General features: G+C 66.2%; 14 protein-coding genes. 7 read left to right on the top strand and 7 right to left on the bottom strand.

The annotated features are described in order from the left end of the window. Window positions 1–90: 90 nt before the first annotated feature. The 4 genes from AKJ09_RS05370 to AKJ09_RS05355 all read right to left on the bottom strand — a co-directional run bounded on the left by AKJ09_RS05370 (window position 91) and on the right by AKJ09_RS05355 (window position 5,544). A complete protein-coding gene (locus AKJ09_RS05370; RefSeq protein ID WP_146646104.1) occupies window positions 91–2,274 on the bottom strand; it encodes an isopeptide-forming domain-containing fimbrial protein in 2,184 nt (727 codons plus the stop codon). After that, window positions 2,264–4,060 carry an OmpA family protein gene (locus AKJ09_RS05365; protein WP_205633607.1) on the bottom strand — a complete coding sequence of 599 codons (1,797 nt, stop codon included), beginning with the start codon at window positions 4,058–4,060 and terminating at the stop codon, window positions 2,264–2,266. Before AKJ09_RS05365 ends, AKJ09_RS05370 begins: the two co-directional genes overlap by 11 nt. A gap of 224 nt (window positions 4,061–4,284) precedes the next feature. Further along, window positions 4,285–4,686 carry a PilZ domain-containing protein gene (locus AKJ09_RS05360; protein WP_169927272.1) on the bottom strand — a complete coding sequence of 134 codons (402 nt, stop codon included), beginning with the start codon at window positions 4,684–4,686 and terminating at the stop codon, window positions 4,285–4,287. Window positions 4,687–4,854: 168 nt separating this feature from the next. Beyond that, window positions 4,855–5,544 (bottom strand): hypothetical protein, encoded by a 690-nt coding sequence (locus AKJ09_RS05355; protein ID WP_146646101.1) that lies wholly within the window; start codon window positions 5,542–5,544, stop codon window positions 4,855–4,857. A gap of 762 nt (window positions 5,545–6,306) precedes the next feature. Between AKJ09_RS05355 and AKJ09_RS05350 the strand changes: the two genes are divergently transcribed. Both AKJ09_RS05350 and AKJ09_RS05345 read left to right on the top strand, forming a co-directional pair. Further along, entirely contained in the window at window positions 6,307–7,485 is a 1,179-nt protein-coding gene (locus AKJ09_RS05350) for an elongation factor Tu (protein ID WP_146646100.1), read from the top strand. A gap of 233 nt (window positions 7,486–7,718) precedes the next feature. Further along, on the top strand, window positions 7,719–10,424 hold the full coding sequence (locus AKJ09_RS05345; RefSeq protein WP_146646099.1) for a M1 family metallopeptidase: 2,706 nt from the start codon (window positions 7,719–7,721) through the stop codon (window positions 10,422–10,424). Window positions 10,425–10,494: 70 nt separating this feature from the next. Here the strand turns inward: AKJ09_RS05345 and AKJ09_RS05340 are convergent, their stop codons facing one another. Continuing rightward, window positions 10,495–11,574 (bottom strand): hypothetical protein, encoded by a 1,080-nt coding sequence (locus AKJ09_RS05340; RefSeq protein WP_205633606.1) that lies wholly within the window; start codon window positions 11,572–11,574, stop codon window positions 10,495–10,497. Window positions 11,575–11,588: 14 nt separating this feature from the next. Between AKJ09_RS05340 and AKJ09_RS05335 the strand changes: the two genes are divergently transcribed. Further along, complete coding sequence (locus AKJ09_RS05335; protein ID WP_146646097.1) at window positions 11,589–11,879, top strand: hypothetical protein; 291 nt, start codon at window positions 11,589–11,591, stop codon at window positions 11,877–11,879. 117 nt (window positions 11,880–11,996) lie between these two features. On the opposite strand, the gene AKJ09_RS05330 is transcribed toward AKJ09_RS05335, so the two are convergent. Then, window positions 11,997–12,836: a DUF481 domain-containing protein gene (locus AKJ09_RS05330; RefSeq protein WP_146646096.1), complete on the bottom strand. Its 840-nt coding sequence runs from the start codon at window positions 12,834–12,836 to the stop codon at window positions 11,997–11,999. A gap of 238 nt (window positions 12,837–13,074) precedes the next feature. Here AKJ09_RS05330 and AKJ09_RS05325 point away from each other — a divergent pair, with 238 nt between their 5' ends. From AKJ09_RS05325 to AKJ09_RS05315, 3 genes are all read left to right on the top strand, one after another. Further along, window positions 13,075–13,947, top strand: coding sequence for a hypothetical protein (locus tag AKJ09_RS05325; RefSeq protein ID WP_169927271.1), 873 nt, complete (start codon window positions 13,075–13,077; stop codon window positions 13,945–13,947). Window positions 13,948–13,985: 38 nt separating this feature from the next. After that, window positions 13,986–14,777, top strand: coding sequence for an enoyl-CoA hydratase-related protein (locus AKJ09_RS05320; protein ID WP_146646094.1), 792 nt, complete (start codon window positions 13,986–13,988; stop codon window positions 14,775–14,777). A 160-nt stretch (window positions 14,778–14,937) separates the two neighbouring features. Continuing rightward, window positions 14,938–17,553, top strand: coding sequence for a S8 family serine peptidase (locus AKJ09_RS05315; protein ID WP_146646093.1), 2,616 nt, complete (start codon window positions 14,938–14,940; stop codon window positions 17,551–17,553). Here AKJ09_RS05315 and AKJ09_RS05310 read toward each other — a convergent pair. Continuing rightward, window positions 17,497–18,477 carry a matrixin family metalloprotease gene (locus tag AKJ09_RS05310; RefSeq protein WP_146646092.1) on the bottom strand — a complete coding sequence of 327 codons (981 nt, stop codon included), beginning with the start codon at window positions 18,475–18,477 and terminating at the stop codon, window positions 17,497–17,499. The genes AKJ09_RS05315 and AKJ09_RS05310 overlap by 57 nt on opposite strands. 249 nt (window positions 18,478–18,726) lie before the next feature. On the opposite strand from AKJ09_RS05310, the gene AKJ09_RS05305 reads away from it, so the two are divergent. After that, window positions 18,727–19,137, top strand: a complete 411-nt coding sequence (locus AKJ09_RS05305) for an OsmC family protein (protein WP_146646091.1) — start codon at window positions 18,727–18,729, stop codon at window positions 19,135–19,137. The last annotated feature ends 13 nt before the right edge of the window (window positions 19,138–19,150 follow it).

The raw sequence follows: 19,150 nt of genomic DNA, 5'->3' as shown, positions 1-19,150 counted from the left end.
TCGTCGCTCGCGGCTTCGACGTCGCCGAAATGAAGAACGCCGAGCCCCCGATTTCTCGAGGGCCCGGCGTTCGTTCAGATGCGTGACGCTTCAGCGAGCGTTGCGGCGCCGTCGGACCATCGCGAAGGCCGTGGCCGCGGCTCCGAGGAGCCACACGAGGCCCGCGCCTCCGCCCGAGATGGGACCCGTCGAGCAGGAGAAGCCGTTTCCGGACGCGACGATGTCGTCGTCGATGCCCGCGTCGCCGCCGGCTCCGTTGCCGTTGCCGTTGCCACCGTCATCGTGTCCTGCGTCGGCACCAGCGTCCGTCGACGACGCGGCCTTGCATTCGCCGATGGCGCTCGTTTGCGACGAGCAGGTCTTGCCGGGCGCGCAGCCGTTTCCGTCGCGCCCTCGGCAGCCGTCGACGCACGTCTTGCTCGTGTCGTGGCACACGCGCCCGCTGTTGGCATCGCCGCAATCCGCGTCCGTCACGCACGCGACGCACACTTCGGCGAAGCCGTCGTCGATGGTGCCGTTGCAGTCGTTGTCTTTGCCGTCGCACACCTCGGCGCCGCTCGGCTGGCACGAGCACGTGTTGGTGGCGACGTCACACGACGGCTTCGAACCGGGGCAGTCCGCGTCGTTTCGGCATTCGACGCAGACGTACGGATGCTCGGCCGTCTTGCAGAACGGCGTCGGCGACGCGCACTTCGATGCGTCGGCACAGCGGTCGATGATGCTCTCGGTCGGCGGCGCGCCGTTGCCCGTGCCATTGCCGTCGGTCAGCGCGGAGCTGGCGGGGGCGCCGAGCAAACCGGAGGCGGTGATGGTTGCCTGGTTCGAGATCGTGCCCGTCGCGTTTGCGTCGACCTTCACCTTGAAGGTGACCGTGCTCGACTCGTCGATGGCGAGCGCGCCACCGAGCGAAGCGTTCGCCCCTGCACCGAGACGACACGTCACCTTGCGCGCCGCCGCGTCGTAGTCGCACTGATCGTCGCCGGTGGCGTCGGTCTTCGCGCCCGCATTGGCACCTTGCGTGATGGATAGCGAGCCCGCCACGTAGGAGACCCCCACCGGGAGCGCGTCTTCGAGGATGGTCTTCACCGACCCGTCGTTGCCCGTGTTCTTGGCGACGATGGTGTACTGGAGGATATCGCCCGGAAGGAGCGCGCCGCCGTCGACGTCCGTGACGGTCTTCGTCGACGTCGAGAAGTCGGGCTTGAACGTCGAGATGGAGGTGACGTAGCCGCCGAGGAGATAGATGTCCTGGGTGGTCGTCGCCTTGATGGGAGCCGACGTCTGGCCCGGTGTGAGCTTCGACGTGACGTCGATGACGTCGAGATCGAGTCCCGACATGCTCGCCGCCGCGCCGGTCAGCTGCGGAAGATCGCCGGCCAGCGAGATGGCGGTGCCGAGCCGTGAACGCGTGCTGTTGAAGAAGTTCGTGGCCGGGTTGAGCGCATCGGAGAGCTGCGAGCTGTTGAAATATAGCGAATCGCCGGTGTTCGCTTGGTCGCCCTCGTAGGCAATCACGCCCAGCTTTCCATCGAAGCCGGCGTTCGGAACGAGGAACCCCGAGAGCGTGACGTCGGCGGAGCTGTTCTGCGAGACCTGATCGAGGCCGTCGAAGAGCGCCAGGTTGCGCGGAGGATCGGTCGCGAGCTCGTAGAAGACCGCCATCCACCAGCCGGCGAACGACGTCTCCTGGCTCTTGTCGAGCAGCACCCGCGCGGTGACGTCGCCGACGCGGTAGGCACCGACGCCGTGTTGTTTGACCAGCGCGGTGACGTCGGCCACCGACTGGTACGCGAAGTGATCGTTGAGCGGCGACGTCTGCGAGGCGAGCGCGGTGATGCTCTGCGTGAAGACGCCCGGTCGTTCGAAGGTCACCGTCTGATCGGAGATCTGCGTATCGACCGATGCGGCCCAATACAGATAGGCATGCGTGATCGTCGCGCCGGTCGGAATCGACAGCATGGCGGTGCTGCGCGCCTGCGCGACGGTGACGCCCGTGTTCGCCTCGGCTTGCCCGGTTTGCGGCGAGTCCGAGCGCCAGTAGACGTCGGCGGACGAGTCGCTGGTGTTCGCACCGCAGGCGCCGACGGTTCCCACGAGCGGCGCGGGAATTCCTGCGGCGCAGTCCTGCGCGAGCGTGTTGCCGAGGAGGACGAAGTCGCCGCGCTGATCGACCTGCACGCGTAGCGAGGGAGCGGCTTCTGCCGTGCTGCTGGCGAACACGCCGAGACCGAGGAGGCCTGCGCTCAATACCGAAACCGTCTTCTTACTTCGCATCGCTGCCTCCCTTGGACGCCTTCTCGAGAATCTTGAATTCGACGCGCCGGTTGCGCTGACGTCCGGCCTCGGTCTTGTTGTCGTCGATGGGAGCGGTCTGCCCGTATCCCCTGCTCACGAGACGGCCTTCGTCGATGCCGCGTTTGACGAGGGCCTTCTTAACGGCGTCGGCTCGATCTTGCGAGAGCTTCTCGTTGGCCTTGGGCACGCCGCGATCATCGGTGTGGCCCTGAATCTCTGCCTTGCGAATCTCGGGGTGCTCCGTGAGCACGGCCGCAACCTCGTCGAGCAGGGCGTCGGAGGCCTTCTTGATGGTGGCCTTGCCGGTGTCGAACTGGACCTGCTGAAGGATGACGATCGCGTTTTCGGTGACGCGCACGGCTTGCGGACAGCCGTTCTTCGTCGGGTCCGGATTGGGCTTGCCCTTCTCGAGCTTGCACGCGTCGACGTCGTCGCGAATGCCGTCGCCGTCGGTGTCCGGCGGGCACCCGTTCTGCTTGGGATCCGAGCTCGCGACGCCCTTGAGATCGGGGCACGCGTCGGCGCTGTCCGGAATGCCGTCGCCGTCGCGATCGGGCGGGCAGCCGTTCTTGGCGGGGTCGTCACTTCGCACGCCGGGAGTGTCCGGGCACGCGTCCACGTCGTCCGGAATGCCGTCCTTGTCGCGATCCTTCGGCAGCGGACAGCCGTTCTTGGCGGGGTCGTCGCTTCGCACGCCGGGCACGTCCGGGCAGGCGTCGATCTCGTCGAGGATTCCGTCCTTGTCGCGGTCCTTCGGCGCGGGACAGCCGTTCTTCGCCGGATCGTCCGAACGATCGCCGAACTCGTCCGGGCACGCATCGACGTCGTCATAGACGCCGTCCTTGTCGCGGTCGGCCCGCTGCTCCGGCGAGTAGGCGACCATCAGGAGTCCGCGGAAGTCCGGTGTTCCGATACCGCTCGTGAGACCTGGTCCGGCAGCGATGCCGAGCTCCATGTCGCGGATGACGCGATAGCGAGCGCCGAGGAGCGCTTCGGCGTTCGTGGTTCGCTTCTCGACGCTCTTCGTCGAGAAGGCAACGTTGAATTCGGGACCGATCTGGAACTGCCTGCGGGCGCCGAGCAGCACGCCGATGCCGGCGCCGCCCTTGATCATCGTTCCTTGATCGACGCCCGCATAGACCTGCGAGGAGCGAAGCTCCGGCCCCGCAGCGGCCGACCACACGATCCGATCGGTGCGGCCGCCGACGATGAGCTGGGGCATGCCGCGGACCTCGCCGTCTCCGACGAAGCCGCCGCTCTTGCCGGTCGGGAGCCAGACGTAGCCGCCGACGGCGAGCTGGAAGGCGTCGTGGTATTCGCCGAGGAGACGGACACGCAGGCCCGCACGAATGTCACCGAACTCGGCGCCGCTCGGGGAGTTGAAGCTCGTGCCGTTGCTCGTGGGGCTGTCGCCCCCCTGATAGAGGGCGAGGGGAACGTCGATGTTGAGGTTGATTCGATCGAAGAGCGACAGCGAGCCGTTCAGATGGACGAAGAGCTGGCCGCCGACGACCGTGCCGACGTCCGAGTCGTCACTCTTCCGGCGCAAGACGAGCGGGTTGTTCGCGTAGTCGCCGAGCAGCATGAGATGGGGCGTGGCGCTCCCTGCTGCGTAGGGCGATTGGACGCCGAACATCCTGTCGCCGGCGGGCGCGGGGTCGAACCGATTGAGCGGCAACCCATCCGCCGATGCCGGCGCCGCCCAAGCGAGGGCGGAGGCTCCAAGCAAAGTGGAAATGCATTTCGAGATTCGTTGCAGACGCATGTCGCCGCGCGCCATAGCAAGCGGTACGCCATGCACGAATCCCCGAAAAAGAAGGGCGTTCGTCGGTATGAGCGGCGCGGCAGCGCATCGGCCCGGCCCTTCGACATGCCGCGCGGGCACATCGTAGCGTCGCGCGTACGCGACAGAAGGCGGGGCTCGAGGCTCGAGGTCAGACGGACTTCAGTTCCAGATCCGGACGACCTTCGAGCCGTTGCCGCCACCGGTTAGCCGTTCGCGCTCCTCGTGCGCATCGGAAGCTCTTCGAGCTCGAAGACGATCGGTTCCCGTACGTGGCTCATGAACCGAGCGAGCTTGGCCGCGGCCGCGTCGTCGAGATCGACGAACCGGAGGCCGACGCCCGCGACGTTGTCTGTGCCTTCGCGATGCGAGCTCGACCAACGGACCACGCCCGAGGCTGCGAGAGGCGTCGGATCGCCTTCGAGGGTGAGCACGAGGTGGACGACAGTGCCGAGCGTGAGTCGATGGAAGGTGGCGATGAAGACGCCGTGCGGCTCCTCCATCATCAGGTCCGACCAGAGGTTGTGATCGCTCGTTCGATCCAGGGCAATCACGACGTGCACACCGCTCGACATGCGCCTTACACTCGGTCTTTCGTCGTCGTTCATCCCACGTCCTCCTCGAGTCTCGACGCAGTCTCGATGCATGTCGTGCGCCATCGAGCCACGCAGAGCGGGGATCGAAATCTCGCGGAGTTCCATCGAGGCCCACATTGGAACGCGTCCCCGGGCGTGAACACTCGGCTTATCACCTGGTCAGAGGCGGGACAGAACGGCTCAGAACATGACGCCCACCCGCAGGAGATCGACGGTGGGTAGAAGTGAGCGGCCGAGCGTATCGGCTGTGCTTTTGACCCGTGAGTCGAGCGCCACCGCCTCGGGCAGCGAGGTCGATACGGACGACGATAGCGGGATCTGAACTCCCGCTTCGAAGCCGATCGCGAGCCCTGGTCGGCCCATCCACAAGAAGCCGATGCGCGGATTCACGAAGATGGTCTCCATCGCCATCGAGCCCGACGCCGATTGCGAGCCGACGGTGACCGTCGCCGATGCATCGAGGTGTTGGTAGCCGGCGCGCAGGCCGATGAAGAAGCCTCCTCGGAATGGGAAGAGACGTGCGTCGGCCGAGGCGGCCCACGAGCCGAGCTCGATGCTCGAGATCTTCGTCTTGGGAAGAAACCCGTACTCGGCGCCGACGGCCAGGATGCGATCGATGTCGACCAGAGCCTCGATGGAGAGAGGACGCGGAAATCCGATCCCGCCGAGCACACCCACGTGAACGGCAGAGCCTTCGCCGTTGCTCCCGTGTTCGGCGGCCGGTGGCGATCCGTGCGGAGCGGCATCTTCTGTCGCGCACGCATTCGAGGGGAGCGCGCAAAGGACGCACGTGACGACGAGAATAAGACATAGGAACTTCATGCTCATGCTCAGGCGCGCGTCCGAGACTGCCTTGTCGATGGGCGTCATCGAGAGCGACCGAATGCGAGATCGGTACCGGTGCCTTGTGACGGGTCTCCGGTCGACTCGAGGCGACGACTTGCAACCAGACATCGAAACAGATTCAACAGATGCCGAAGTCGCAAGTGGCGTTCACCGGCGCGTGCCATGAACGAAGTAGCTGCGGCGTCGCAGGAGCGATCACGGCCGAGCTCCTCTTCGTGCGATTGGCGTGACGACGTTCGAATCGAATTCGAATGGAATCGTCGTTCGCCACCTTGACGAACACGCTCAGAGACGTCATTTTGGCGACGATGTTCTCGTCATGGTCCTCACTCCGTTCAGATTCACGCGAATCACAAGATTCGTTCGCGTGCGATCGCGCGCGCCCGGGAGAGGATCATCGAACGTCAGCGAACCTCAAAAGCTGACGATAGAGCCTAGAAACTAGGCCCTTCGAACCCCCTCCGGCGCCACGCCCGAGGGGGTTTTGGTTTTGTTGGTCTTGTTTGGCGCGCTTCGCGCGCGTGCGCTTCGCGCAATTTCGTAAGCGGCGTTGCCGTAAGCGGGCTCGGTTCCGTAAGCGGCGTTGCCGTACGCATGCGGTGCATTCCGTGTGCGGACGCGGGTGCGGATTCGGTTTTCGGATTCGGATTCAGATTGCGGATGCGGACGCAGAAGCGGGGGCGGACGCGGATTTGGATTTGGATGCGGATGCGGTCGCGCGCACCGTCGCGCGCATCGTGAAAGGACTTTGTCGGCCTCATGCCCGAGCCGACATCACAAGGAGAAATGAACGTGGGCAAGTTGCATATCAACGTCGGAACCATCGGACACGTCGACCATGGCAAGAGCACCCTCACGAGTGCCATCACGAAGGTGCTCGCCGCGGATGGTCGCGCGCGTGCGCGCTCGCTCGAGCAGATCGACAGCTCGCCCGAGGAGCGTATGCGTGGAATCACGATCAACGTCGCGCACGTGGAATACGAGTCGGAGACTCGCCACTACGCGCACGTCGATTGCCCGGGTCACGCCGACTACGTGAAAAATATGATCACCGGCGCTTCCCAGATGGATGGCGCGATTCTGCTCGTCGACGCCTCGCAGGGGCCCGAAGCGCAGACGCGCGAGCACGTCCTCTTGGCGCGTCAGGTCGGCGTCGAATACCTCGTCGTCTTCGTCAACAAGGTCGACGTGGCCGATCCCGAGCTCGTCGATCTCGTGGTCATGGAGACCGAGGAACTCGTGCGCGCCCACGGCTATCGCAATACGCCGGTCGTGGTCGGTTCGGCGCTCGGTGCCGTCCAGGCCATCGATGCCGGCAAGCGCGACGATCGCTTCGTAGAGAGCATTCGCGCGCTGGTTCGCGCGCTCGACGCGCACATTCCGGATCCGGCTCGCGACTTCGCGGCGCCGTTCCTCATGCCCGTGCAGGACGTTTGCACGATCAAGGGGCGCGGCACCGTCGTCACGGGCCGGGTCGACCGCGGCATTCTCCGTCCTGGGGACGCCGTGGAGATCATCGGACTCGCCGGCGAGGGAGGAAAGCCTCGCGCGGTCACCGTCACGGGCATCCAATCGTTCCATCAGGACCGACCGGACGCTCGTGCAGGCGAGAACGTCGGCCTTCTCCTTCGCGGCGTCGAGCGCGACGAGATCGAGCGTGGCCAGGTGCTTACGGCGCCGGGCGCGATTCGCTCTCACGCGGGCGGCGAGGCCGAGATTTACGTTCTGTCGGCCAAGGAAGGCGGACGCCACACGGCGTTCGGTCCGGGCTATCGCCCGCAGTTCTTCTTTGGCCCCACGAACGTCACGGGCACGGTCGAGTGCGAGGGGCTCGTCGTGCCGGGCGACCGTGCACGGGTTCGCTTCGCACTGGATCGCGCGATCGCGCTCGACAAGGGCGTTCGCTTCGCGATCCGTGAGGGCAGCCGCACGGTCGGCGCGGGATTCGTCGTCGATGTCCGCTGACGGATCACCAGACGAGGCAGAGGATCGGTGGTCGTTCGATCGCAGGTCCTCTGCCGTCGTCCTTCACGGGGGGCATGGCGAATCGGATGAACCGGATGAACCGGATGAACTGCGGGACGTGCAATTGCTCGTGTTCTGTCGAGCTTCGAGCTCCTCGCGCACGTCGGCCCTCCCGATTGGAGGAGCGATCTTGCAACCCGGAGGCGAGTCGCTTGTTCTAGAATACGCTCCCCATGTCCGTGAGGTTTCGTCACGATCACGCGCGGTGCGGCGGGCACCATGGTTTCTTGGACTCCGACCACCAGCATGCCGAGCAGGCCCATGCGGGAGGGCGCGCCGGCGCTCGTCCGTTCGCCTTTGCCTCGAGCCCGCGCCATTTCGAACGGGACCGGCCCTTCGCGATCGAACACATCGCGATCGACCTCACGCTCGATTTCGAGAAGAAGAGTGTCCGCGGCACGGCCTCGCTCAGGCTCCGCCGCGTCGATCCCGAGGCACGTACGGTCGTGCTCGATGCCGTCGCCTTCGACGTCTCGCGCGTGAGCGTGGATGGGAAGGTTGCGAAGTACACCTACGACGGCAAGCTCCTGTCCGTCGAGCTGCCGCTCTCGTTCACGACGGGGACGGTGGAGGTCGCTTACTCGGCGACGCCTCGCAAGGGGCTCTACTTCCTCGAACCCGACGAGCACGTGCCGAATCGCCCTCGTCAGGTGTGGACGCAGTGTCAGGAAGAAGACGGCCGTCACTTCTTTCCGTGCCACGACAAGCCCCACGTCAAGATGACCACGGAGACGCGCATTCGCGTTCCGGAAGGATTCTTCGTTCTCTCGAACGGCGAGCTGCACAGCCGCGAGAAGCAGGGCGACAGCGAAGTCTTCCACTGGAAGATGAACGATCCTCACCCGAGCTACCTCGTCACGATCGTCGCCGGTGAGTTCGCCGTCTTCGGTGATCGGGTGGAGGTCGGTTCGGACAAGAGCAAGCGCGAAGTGCCGCTCACCTATCTCGTGCCGAAGGGCCACGAAGAAGAGGGCCGGCGCACGTTCGCCCGCACGCCCGAGATGGTGACGTACTTCTCCGAGCTGCTCGGTGTTCCTTATCCGTGGAACAAGTACGCGCAGGTCGTGGTGAGCGACTTCATCTTCGGCGGCATGGAGAACACCACCGCCACGACGATGTACGAGCACATCCTGCTCGACGCGCGTGCGGCGCTCGACGTGACGAGCGACGATCTCATCGCCCACGAGCTCGCGCACCAGTGGTTCGGTGACTTCGTCACCTGCCGCGATTGGTCGGAAGGTTGGCTCAACGAGGGGTTTGCGACCTTCATGGAGCACGTCTGGCGCAAGAAGCTGCTCGGCCAGGACGAATACGAATACGGCGTTCGCAACGATCTCGCGTCGTACCTCGGCGAGGCCGACGGTCGTTACAAGCGCCCGGTCGTCTGCCAGGATTACGACGCGCCGCTCGACCTCTTCGACCGTCATCTTTACGAAAAGGGCGGCCTCGTTCTCCACGTGCTCGCCACCGAGCTCGGCGAGCGCCTGTTCTGGCAGGGCGTTTCGAACTACCTGCACCGTCACGCGCGCGGCGTCGTCGAGACCCGCGACCTGCTTCGATCGCTCGAAGAGGTCTCCGGTCGGAGCCTCGGGCGTCGCTTCGAAGAAATGCTCTTGCGCCCCGGGCACCCCGAGCTCTCGGTGGATATCTCCTGGGACGATGGCGTTCTCACGGTCGCCGCCAAGCAGACGCAGAGCAATGCCGACGGCGTTCCCCAGGCCTTCGAGATTCCCATCGTCCTCTCGATCGGCGAGGGGGAGGGGAAGGATCTCACCGAGCGACGCGAGCGAATCCGTCTTTCGGTACGTACGGACACGTTCGCGATTCCTTGCAAGGAGCGTCCGCGCTTCGTCGTTGTCGACCCCGAGATGCGAATTCTCGGCGACGTGACGGTGAAGGCGCCGCTCGACATGTTGCGCGCGCAGCTCGAACACGCCTCGACCGCACGCAGCCGCTGGCTCGCGGCGGACGCCCTCGCCAAGAGCGACGACCCGGTCACGATTGCCGCTTTGGCCAATCGCTTGAACGACGAATCCGAATTCTGGGGTGTTCGTGCCGAATGCGCCGATGCCCTCGGCCGTATTCGAGCTCGCGAATCGTTCGAGGCGCTGTCGGCCGCGCGAACGATCGAACATCCGAAGGTCCGTCGTGCGGTGGTCGCCGCGCTCGGGCGTTTCCGTTCGCCGGCGGCGGTCGAGGCGCTCAAGCCCATTGCGCTCCGCGATCCGAGCTATCTCGTCGAAGCGGAGGCCGCGCGCTCGCTCGGCAAGACGAGGCAGCATTCCGCGTTCGAGACGCTGCTCGACGTCATCGATCGTCCGTCGTGGGCCGACGTCATCGCGGCCGGCGCTGTGGAAGGTCTGTCGTCCTTGCGCGACGATCGCGCGCTCCCGCATCTCTATTCCCGCACGCGCTACGGCCACCCGTCGCGGGTCCGTCGCGCCGCCGCCCTCGCGGTGCCGAAGATCTCGACCGATCGCCGTGCACGCGAGCACCTCGAAGATCTCCTCGACGATTCCGATCCGATCCTGCGCATCGACGTCGTTCGTGCCCTCACGGACCTCGGCGACGGGCGCTCGCGCCCAGCCCTCCGTGCCCGCGGCGAGATCGATCTCGACCCGCGCGTCCGCCGGCGTATTCGCGAAGCCCTTCGCGACCTCGGTGGCGACCGCCGGCCCGCCGAGCAGCTCAAGGAAGATCTCGAGCGCCTGCGCGACGAGCACGCCGAACTCAAGGCCCGCATGAGCAAGCTCGAAGCGCGGCTCTCTCCGCCCGAGAAGGAAAAGGGCGGCAAGGACTCCGCCGACGCGAAGTCCACCGCCAAGGCGAAGCAGAAGGCCGGTCACCCGAAGAAGAAGACGACCAAGCGCACGCGCTGATCTTCAGCCATCCCGAGTTCTGCGCGCGGCCGCGTCCCGTCACGGGGATGTGGCCGTCGCCTTTTTCGAATCAGCGTCGTTCGATTTCGCCTGTCGAGCGGATATCCATCACGGCGCCGCCGGGGAGCTTCGCGGTGACGACGCCCGGACGGGTGCGGGCGAGGATGGCGCGCTCGGCGGCGGCGGTCGCCTTGATTGCGCCGAGGTCCAGCGGCGCCTTCCAGAGCGGCTCGCCCTGCGCGTCGTAGCGGAAGGCGTAGGCGCGCGGGGCGTGGCCCTGCATGTCACTCGAAGCACGTGCAATCTGCACCATCATCAACGTATCGTCGGTGTCGGCGACGAGTGCGACGGGGCTCGCTGTCTGCGGTCGGGTGGCGACATCGCGGCCGTTCTTGCCCGTGCCCCACGTGCGCTTGCCGTCTTCTGTCATGAGCTGCGCGCGCGTCGTGCCCACGCTCGATGCAGCGATGACCCAGCCGTGCTTCTGCCAGTAGAGGAGCGAGAGCTCGGCCGGTCCTTCGAAGTCGAGCGCCTGCAGATCGGCGAACGGTGAACCATCGTCGTCGAGAATGCGCAAAGCAACGAGCGATGTCGGCGGATCGCAGACGGCGATCGCCACGCGCCCCTTGGGACCCGCGGCGAGTGCAAACTGACCAATCGGCGGCGTGATGCCCGCCACGGGGCGATCCCTCGTCCAGAGCGGCGCGGGTTTGCGTCCGTCGAACACGAAGAGCTGCGGATGGGCATCGCCGACGAGCACCGCCTGACGCCCTTGAAGGGAAAGAGGTGTTGCTTGCACCGCTGCGTTGCTCGGCGTGCCGCCGTCGAAGCTTCGCGCAATCTCCACCTTGTACGCGGCGAGCGCCGGGTCGGTATCGAGGCGTGCACGACGGGCCTCCTCCGGAATCACCGGCACCAGCCACTGCTGGAACAGCGGATCGGCAAGCTCGCCCGGGGCAGGAGCACTCGACGCGTCGGCATTCGACGTGGCCGCGGCACCGCCTCGCGAGGCGTCGACCTGCGCTCCGCCGTCGGGCTTTTCGTCCGACTTCGAGCGCGCGCACCCGAAGACGAACACAGCCGTAGCCGAAGAGAGGACGGCAAATGTGACGAAGGAGGAGAGCGTGGTTCGTGACACGACGCCGGCCATTGTAGTCTCGCTTCATGGCCGAGCGCCTTCTCGTGGTCGAAGAAGCTTTCGTCGCGCGTGGACGAGGCGTGCTCCTCATGCCTCGATTCACCACCTCTGCAGGGCAATCCGGGGCACTTCGCGTGCAGCTTCGGCGCCCCGACGGCTCGTCACTCGAGACCTCGGCAACGGTCGAGGTTTCGCACATGCGAGGCGCGCTCGACCCGTGGGCCATGTACCGGCTGACCGAGCTCACGCCCGAGGACGTCCCCGCGGGCACGGAGCTCTGGTCTCTCGGTGGCGACAGCGCAACTCAGTTGCGCTGATTGAACAGTCGAACGGAGTTCGCGACAGACTTGCGCAAAGGACCATGGATTTCGGGGCCCTCGCCCGTCGTGGGCCACGAAATCCATGGTCCGCGCAAGTGGTCGCCGCAGTAGCCTTCAGAACAGGCGAAGCTCGATGCTGTTCTTCACTTCGACGTCGTAGGGTAGGACGGTCGAGGGAGGCTCCGTGTCGACGTACACGCTGCCGCTGATCTTCGCGGCGAGGAGCTTCGTGATCTGGAAGCTGATCGACGCCTCGTGGAGAATGCGAAAGTCGCCCCAGTCGGCGATGCGAGGCTGGGCGTAGAGCACCGCGGTCGCACGCATCAACGGATTGAGCCAGGCGTTGATGCCCACGTAGTTGCCGAAGCGTTCGAAGAGCTCGGTCTCGAGAGGCTCGGTGTCCGTGGAGCTGACGACGTCCTGTTCGAGAATGAACGTCGCGCCGTAGAAGACTTCGAGATCGTCTGTCTCGATGAATCGAAAGCGTACGCCGAGGCCGTAGGTGCCGCGAAGCGCCATTCGCCGGAACGTGTCGTGCTGCTCCTGCACGAGCGCCTCGAGAGCCAGGAGCCGCGAGAGGTCGTAGTTGTACCGCGCGTGCGCGACCCAGCGATCGACGTTGGTGGTGCCCTGCGACTGCCCGTAGTCGACCGCGGCCCTCACGAAGAAGACATGCGGCTCGCGTTTGATTCCGCCGAAGAGTGATGCGCCGAAGTTCGTCGTCTGCGTGTTGCCGGCGCGCCCGACGAGCGATGCGTCGAACCACACGAACTGTGCATGGTCACGAAGAACCAGGCGCAAGGCCTCCGCGTTCACCTGGGCCGATGCCTTCGGGCTCCAGGTCAGCACGACGAACGCACCGATCAACGCAAGGAGCGCCGCGAAGGAACGGATGGGCCGCCGAACGCGCGGACGACCGTTTCGAGTGCCAGCGATGTAGGTGGAAGCGGTCATGGCCGTCTGCGTCGCACCGATGAGCGGAGTGGCTCTTGCCCGTTACGGAGAGCGGCTGAGATCGAGCCCTGAGCGCGCGTTCGAAGCCGACGAGCCGGATGCAACCATGAGACCGACCGCCCTCAAGCGGATCCCCTCCTGTCCATCGACGACGCTCCTTCTCACGATGTGCGTTCGCCAGCAACGCTGAAATAATGCAGGGACCGTCGTTGGCGTGACTCGTGCTCTGCCTCGAGCCATGGCGCGTCCGGCTATGTTGCTCATCGAGCCGACGAACGAACGACGAACCCGGGAGCCGCCCCGGCCATCATCCGCGCCTGGTTCGCGGCGGGTGGCGGAGGTCATCATCCCCACCGTTCGCGAGTACCTGCCCTGGCACATCCTCGAGCGAAAGCTCGCGGAGCGTGCGAGCGGAAGCGCGAAGCGCGCCGAGGCGCGGGCCGAAGACGACGTTCGGACGCTCACCGAGGTCGAGGCTGCCGATCGGGGGGAGGGCGGCCCGCGCGCGGAGGCCCCGCCCTCGGGCATTCGCGTCAGCGACGGATGGCGGACGAGTGAGCACGACGCCGACGTGCCGCCCACGTCGGGCATCGCGAAGGCCGCCGAGGCCGACCTCACCTACCAGGTCTATTCCGTCGACGACCTCGCGCGACGACGTCAGGCCAAGGAACGCGAGGCGTGGCTCAAGAAGCGCGAGACGCCCCCCCAGTTTCCCGTGATGAGCCGGCCATGGGCGCTCGCTCTCGCGCGCACGATCGACTGGAAGAAGACGGCGAAGAAGGCCGGCATCGTCGCCGGTGCCTGCTCGCTCTTCGGATTCGGCATGCTCACCGCGGCCGAGCTCACCGACGACGTACGACCGGGCTCGAGTTCGAGCAAAGCCGTCGAAATGGGGGCCGTTCCTCAGGCGCCCGTCGCACGCGCGACCTCGGAGGTCGTCACCATTCCCGCCGCGGTTCCCGTGCGAACCATCGTGTTCGTGCCCGCCGGGCAATCGACCCCCGTGCCGATTCCTGCCGTCGAGAGCGCCTTCGAGCCAGTGAAGGCGCCGCAGCGCGTCAGCAAGCCGACCGGGAAACCGAAAGCCGAAGCCGAGGTCTTCATTCCCTGACCGACCGCGACTAGGGTGCCCGGCCACACGGAGGAGTGATGGCCGACGAGTCGTTCCCGGTCGAAGTCGAGCAGCGTGGCAACGTCGTCATTTGGACGATCGATCGCGAGTCGCGCATGAACAGCCTTTCGCGAGCGACCCTCTTCGCGCTCGGAAAGCTCACGCGCGAAGCCGTTTCGAACCCGTCGGTTCGGGCGATCGTCATCACCGGCCGCGGCGAAAAGGCCTTCTGCGCCGGCGCTGACCTCAAAGAACGTCAGGGCATGACCGAGAACGACATCCGCGTTCAGGTCGAACTCTATCGTTCGGAGCTCGGTCCGCTCGATCGCTCTCCGAAGCCCGTCATCGCGGCACTCAACGGTGTGGCGTTCGGCGGTGGCCTCGAGCTCGCCCTCGTGTGCGACATGCGCGTGGCGGCGTCCCATGCGCTCATCGGTCTTCCGGAGACCACGCTGGGCATCATCCCCGGTGCCGGCGGAACCCAGCGTCTGCCGCGCATCGTCGGCGAGGCGCGCGCGAAGGAAATGATCCTCCTCGGGCGAAAGCTCTCGGCCACCGAGGCGCATGCCTGGGGCCTCGTGAACCGCGTGACCCCCGAAGGGGCGAACGTCGTCGAGGACACGCTCGCCTTCATCGACCCGATCGCCAATGGCGCGCCCATCGCCCAAGCGGCCGCGCTCGAAGCCATCGACAGGTCCTTCGACACGACGCTCGAGCTAGGCTTGGAGCTCGAGAAGGTGAGCTACGACAAGGTGCTCGTCAGCGAAGACCGCCGCGAGGCGCTGGCCGCGTTCGCCGAAAAGCGGAAGCCCCAGTTCAAGGGGCGCTGACGCGTGACCAGCTTCGAGGACGTACCCTCGAGCTGGCTCGAGCAGGCTGGAAAATGAACAGGTCGGTGGCTCGTCGCAAGGCCCCGCCTCCACGAACGCACACGCCGGAGACGCGCTTGTCCGTGGCTTCTCCGCCTCGGTTTTGAGACACTGTCGCCGCATGCTTTCTTCTGGACGCCTTCGGGGCCGACGGCCGCTGGCCATCGCCACCGCGGGTACCCTGCTCCTCGCGCTCGTCACGATGACGGGCGCGTCGCGTTCCTCCGAGCCGTCGTCTGCCGCCGTTTCCGCGCCGGTGTCGTCGCCCACCGTCTACGCACCCGTTACGGGGCGCCCCAACGGCGCCGAGCTCGTTCGGATGCTGGGGGCACGGGCGGCGGAGACCTTGGCACCGAACAGCGGTCGCATCGGCGCGCTCGTGGCCATCCCGCGTGGCGCTCGCGCGGAGGACTACGGACTCGAATCCGTGGCGCCGGGAATCGGCCGACTGCGTGCGACGCCCGCGAAGATCGATGCGTTCGGTCTCGCGCATCCCGAGCTTCGTATCGAGGTTGCCCCTCCGCTCCATCCGCTTCTCGACCGCGTTGGCCAGTGGGTGCAGACCACGGCCGCTCGCAACGAGCGCGGTGCCGACGGCAAAGGCGTCATGGTCGGCGTGGCCGACACCGGTCTCGACGTCACGCACCCCGACATGATCGACGAGAACGGCCATTCGCGCGTGGCGTGGATGCTCGACCTCTCGCTGCAGCCGCTGCGTGTGCACGCCGATCTCGAGAAGAAGTTCGGCATCACCGACGACGGCGGCAACGTGACCGCGGGCGCCGTTCTCTCCGGCGACATGATCGACGAGCTGCTCGCCGACATCGCGAGCGGCAAGTGTGACGAGAAGACGAGCGGCAAGAAGTGCGCGCCGTCCGACGAGATTGGGCACGGCACCCACGTCGCGGGCATCGCGGCTTCGCGCGGCGCCGACGGCAGGTACGTCGGCATGGCCCCTGCCGCGGACATCGTCTTCGTCCGCGTGACGCGCAGCAAGGGCGACGGCATCGAGAACGACGACCTCGTGCGTGCCGTCCAGTTCATGTTCGATCGCGCCGACGCCGAGAAGCGACCCATGGTCGTGAACCTCTCGCTCGGCAGCGATTTCGGCCCCCACGACGGCACGTTCATGTGGGAGCAGACGATCGCGAGCTACGTCGGCCCCGATCATCCCGGCCATGCCATCGTCGCCGCGGCAGGCAACTCGGGCTCGATCGTCGAGACGCCCATCCACCAGAGCGTGCGCGTCACCGACGGCGCCACGATGCGCGTGCCGGTCCAGACGTTCGGCGCCGACTCGGGCTCCGTGCAAATCTGGGTGACGCTCCGCGAGGGTGCCGACCTCAAGATCGGACTCGATGGTCCCGATGGTACGTGGATCGATCCCGTGGCGATCGGTCACCAGAACGGCAAGAACACCAACGACTACAACGCCGGTGTCATCTACGGGACCGATCTCCCCTCGAGCCCCATTCCCTCGGGCTCACGCGGCGGCGTCGTCGTGTGGACCGGCAAGTGGCCGACCGGCAAGTACTACGTGACCCTCGAGGGCACCGGCATGGCCGAGCTCTATTTGCAGGGCCTCGGCGACGCCGGCATGGGATCCGATCGCGAAGCCTCCTTCGCCAACGGCGTTCGCGAGGGCACGATCAACCTGCCGGCCACGCACCCTTCGATCATCGGTGTCGGTTGCACCGTCAATCGTCCACGCTGGACGAGCATCGCCGGAGCCGACGTGGGCCTCAACGTGCCCGTGCTCGATCTCGCGGGCGGCCTTCCCACGTCGAGCTCGCCGCGAACGCGCGAGCTCACCGATGGCGAGGTGTGCTGGTTCTCGAGCGCCGGTCCGACGGCGACGGGCGTTCCCAAGCCCGAGATCGCCGCGCCGGGCGCGCTCGTTGTCTCCGCCATGAGCCGCTCCGCGCTCCCGGGGACTCCGGGCAGCGTGTTCACGAATCCGAGCTGCCCCACCACGCGCACGGGCAAGGCCGACGAGCGCTGCCTGCAGATCGACGTGAATCACGGCATCGCCGTCGGCACGTCGATGTCGTCGCCCGTCGTCGCGGGTGTGGTGGCCCTCCTTCTGCAGAAGGATCCCACGCTGAACCAGGAGCAGATCCTCGCGCTCCTCCAGGCCGGGGCGCACCGCTTCCGCGGAATGTCGCCGTTCAGCGACCAGTCGAGCCCGGGCGAGGTCGACGCCCTCGGTGCGCTCGACGCGCTCGATCAGATGCACGATCCGAAGCTCTATCTGCCGCATGCGAGCCAGAGCTGGCTCACGCTGAGCTCGGACTTCGTGCCGGCCGACGGCTCCACGCCCGTCACCGCGATCGTCGAGCTCCGCACCGAAGACGGGCAGCACCGGGGCGACTTCTTCGACAAGAATCGACTCCAGCCGGTGCTCAAGGTCGACGGCAAGCCGGTCGACACGCTGCCCGAAATGGTCCGGCGTGGTCCCGGCGTTTACTTCTTCGCGTGGAAGCCGCCGGCAGGATTGGGAGGCTCGCTCGCCACGTTCGGCGCGACCTTCGATGGCGTTCCCATCGTCGAATCCAAGACCGTGCCGATTGCCACGGATCGTTGGAATGCCGCGTACCCGAGCCACGCGTCGGGGAGTGGTTGTAGTGTGCACGTGCCGGCTTCGAGCGGACCCGAGCGCGGTGCGCTGCTCGCGGCGATATCACTCGCGGGAGTGGTCGTCACTCGGCGCCGAGCGCGTTCGTCGAAGCGCGCCTGAGCGGCTCGCACGCCGGACGAGCAGGCCTGCGAGTCCGGCGAAACCGAAGCCGAGCCACGCGTTCTCGCTCTGCGCGTGGCCGGCGACGCGACCGGTGCAGTTCGCCTGCGGCTCGTAACAGATCTCCGATTGCCCGCGCGGAGGGGTCGGGTCGCACTGAGGGCCGGGGTAGATCTTGCCGTTCAGCACCGAGCGAAGGCCGTCGGGACGATAGACGGTGCAGATCCCCGCGACGTCGTCCGCCGTGAGGTTTCGCATGTGCGAGTTGCCCGCCTCGTACTGGTAATACATCGACGCGAGCGCATCGGCCGAGTGCGCGAGGCCCAAGAAATGGCCGGCCTCGTGCGTGAGAACGCTCTCGAGGTCGTACGCACCCTGGCCGATCGGATCTCCGACGGTGAACTTGAACTCGAAGGAGTTGACCTCCATGTCGGCGTCGAGGAGCTCGCCGGTCGAAGGAACGTAGTTCGTCGTGGTGAGCGCGATGGTTCCAATGCCCTTTTCGTGCGGCCAATCGTCGTCGTGGAACGCGATCGTGTTCTCGTTCACCCTGCTGTAGTCGATGGCCTTGCAGTCGGCGGGGCCGAGGTCACGGACGTCGATGCTCACTCTGGAACGACCCGTTCCGTCCGTCGGGCATACGGCTCCGGACCACTTCGCGAACGCTCTCGAGGTGAGGTCCGCCACCGTGTCGTACGACAGCATGGGGTAGTGACTGGCGGACTTCTGGATGTGATAGCCGACGCAGCTATTTCGCCAGAAGAGGGGAAGTCCTTGATCCCAGCACTGGTCGGGCTTGGGAGTGAACGACGCCCCTGTGGCAACGGTCGTCGAACGACAGAACGCGCTTGCCTCGCAGGCAACGAACGTCGACGACGCTGCCAAGGCGATGACGAACATCACCCGAAGACGCCAGGTCTTCATCCCCTCGTCATACGCGTTCGCGCCCCCCACTCCTTCCGTCGATGTTGGCAAAAAGGGTGCGTGAACGCAAAGGCTGCTCAGCTTCTTTTGACCCGAGAGAGTGTCGTTTCGAGTCCCATGAACGCCGGCAAAATTGGGGTCGAGCTGCTCACACGGTCCTGCTCGTCGACCACACGCGACGAGCCAAGCGTCTCGGCGCTACACGCAAGCACGAGGCGAGTCCGCGCGTTGTGTGCCAAAAGAGGTGTCATGAAGATCGATTGCGAGAGCGAGTCCCCGGGCGCATTCCCCCAGATCGTTCGCGTTCGGCAACACACCTTCCGGGTCGATGTCGGCGAGATCACGGGAGGCACGGACTCGGCGCCCGACCCGCACGACTACTTCGATTCGGCGCTGGCCGCCTGCAAGACCACGACGGCGATCTGGTATGCGCGGCGAAATGCAATGCCCCTCGAGCGCGTCGAGGCGCACGTCGAGCGCGACGATCACGAGGAGCGTCAGGGCAAGTACACGCTGAGGGTCCGCATGGTCTTCCACGGACCGCTGACCGAGGAGCAACGGACGAGGCTCCACGCGGCCGTCGGAAAGTGTCCGATCCACAAGCTCATGACGACGAGCGACGTCGTCATCGAGATGGCACCGCTCGACCCTGCATCCTGACGCGCGCCCCGCG

The organism is Labilithrix luteola, assembly GCF_001263205.1.
Lineage (GTDB): Bacteria > Myxococcota_A > Polyangia > Polyangiales > Polyangiaceae > Labilithrix > Labilithrix luteola.
This window is presented reverse-complemented; position numbering and strand designations above follow the sequence as displayed.

Excerpts from the sequence above, each read along its gene's own strand:
- AKJ09_RS05370 (WP_146646104.1), bottom strand. The coding sequence starts at position 2,274 with ATGCGAAGTAAGAAGACGGTTTCGGTATTGAGCGCAGGCCTCCTCGGT.
- AKJ09_RS05365 (WP_205633607.1), bottom strand. The coding sequence starts at position 4,060 with ATGCGTCTGCAACGAATCTCGAAATGCATTTCCACTTTGCTTGGAGCC.
- AKJ09_RS05360 (WP_169927272.1), bottom strand. The coding sequence starts at position 4,686 with ATGAACGACGACGAAAGACCGAGTGTAAGGCGCATGTCGAGCGGTGTG.
- AKJ09_RS05355 (WP_146646101.1), bottom strand. The coding sequence starts at position 5,544 with ATGACGCCCATCGACAAGGCAGTCTCGGACGCGCGCCTGAGCATGAGC.
- AKJ09_RS05350 (WP_146646100.1), top strand. The coding sequence starts at position 6,307 with ATGAACGTGGGCAAGTTGCATATCAACGTCGGAACCATCGGACACGTC.
- AKJ09_RS05345 (WP_146646099.1), top strand. The coding sequence starts at position 7,719 with ATGTCCGTGAGGTTTCGTCACGATCACGCGCGGTGCGGCGGGCACCAT.
- AKJ09_RS05340 (WP_205633606.1), bottom strand. The coding sequence starts at position 11,574 with ATGGCCGGCGTCGTGTCACGAACCACGCTCTCCTCCTTCGTCACATTT.
- AKJ09_RS05335 (WP_146646097.1), top strand. The coding sequence starts at position 11,589 with ATGGCCGAGCGCCTTCTCGTGGTCGAAGAAGCTTTCGTCGCGCGTGGA.
- AKJ09_RS05330 (WP_146646096.1), bottom strand. The coding sequence starts at position 12,836 with ATGACCGCTTCCACCTACATCGCTGGCACTCGAAACGGTCGTCCGCGC.
- AKJ09_RS05325 (WP_169927271.1), top strand. The coding sequence starts at position 13,075 with ATGGCGCGTCCGGCTATGTTGCTCATCGAGCCGACGAACGAACGACGA.
- AKJ09_RS05320 (WP_146646094.1), top strand. The coding sequence starts at position 13,986 with ATGGCCGACGAGTCGTTCCCGGTCGAAGTCGAGCAGCGTGGCAACGTC.
- AKJ09_RS05315 (WP_146646093.1), top strand. The coding sequence starts at position 14,938 with ATGCTTTCTTCTGGACGCCTTCGGGGCCGACGGCCGCTGGCCATCGCC.
- AKJ09_RS05310 (WP_146646092.1), bottom strand. The coding sequence starts at position 18,477 with ATGAAGACCTGGCGTCTTCGGGTGATGTTCGTCATCGCCTTGGCAGCG.
- AKJ09_RS05305 (WP_146646091.1), top strand. The coding sequence starts at position 18,727 with ATGAAGATCGATTGCGAGAGCGAGTCCCCGGGCGCATTCCCCCAGATC.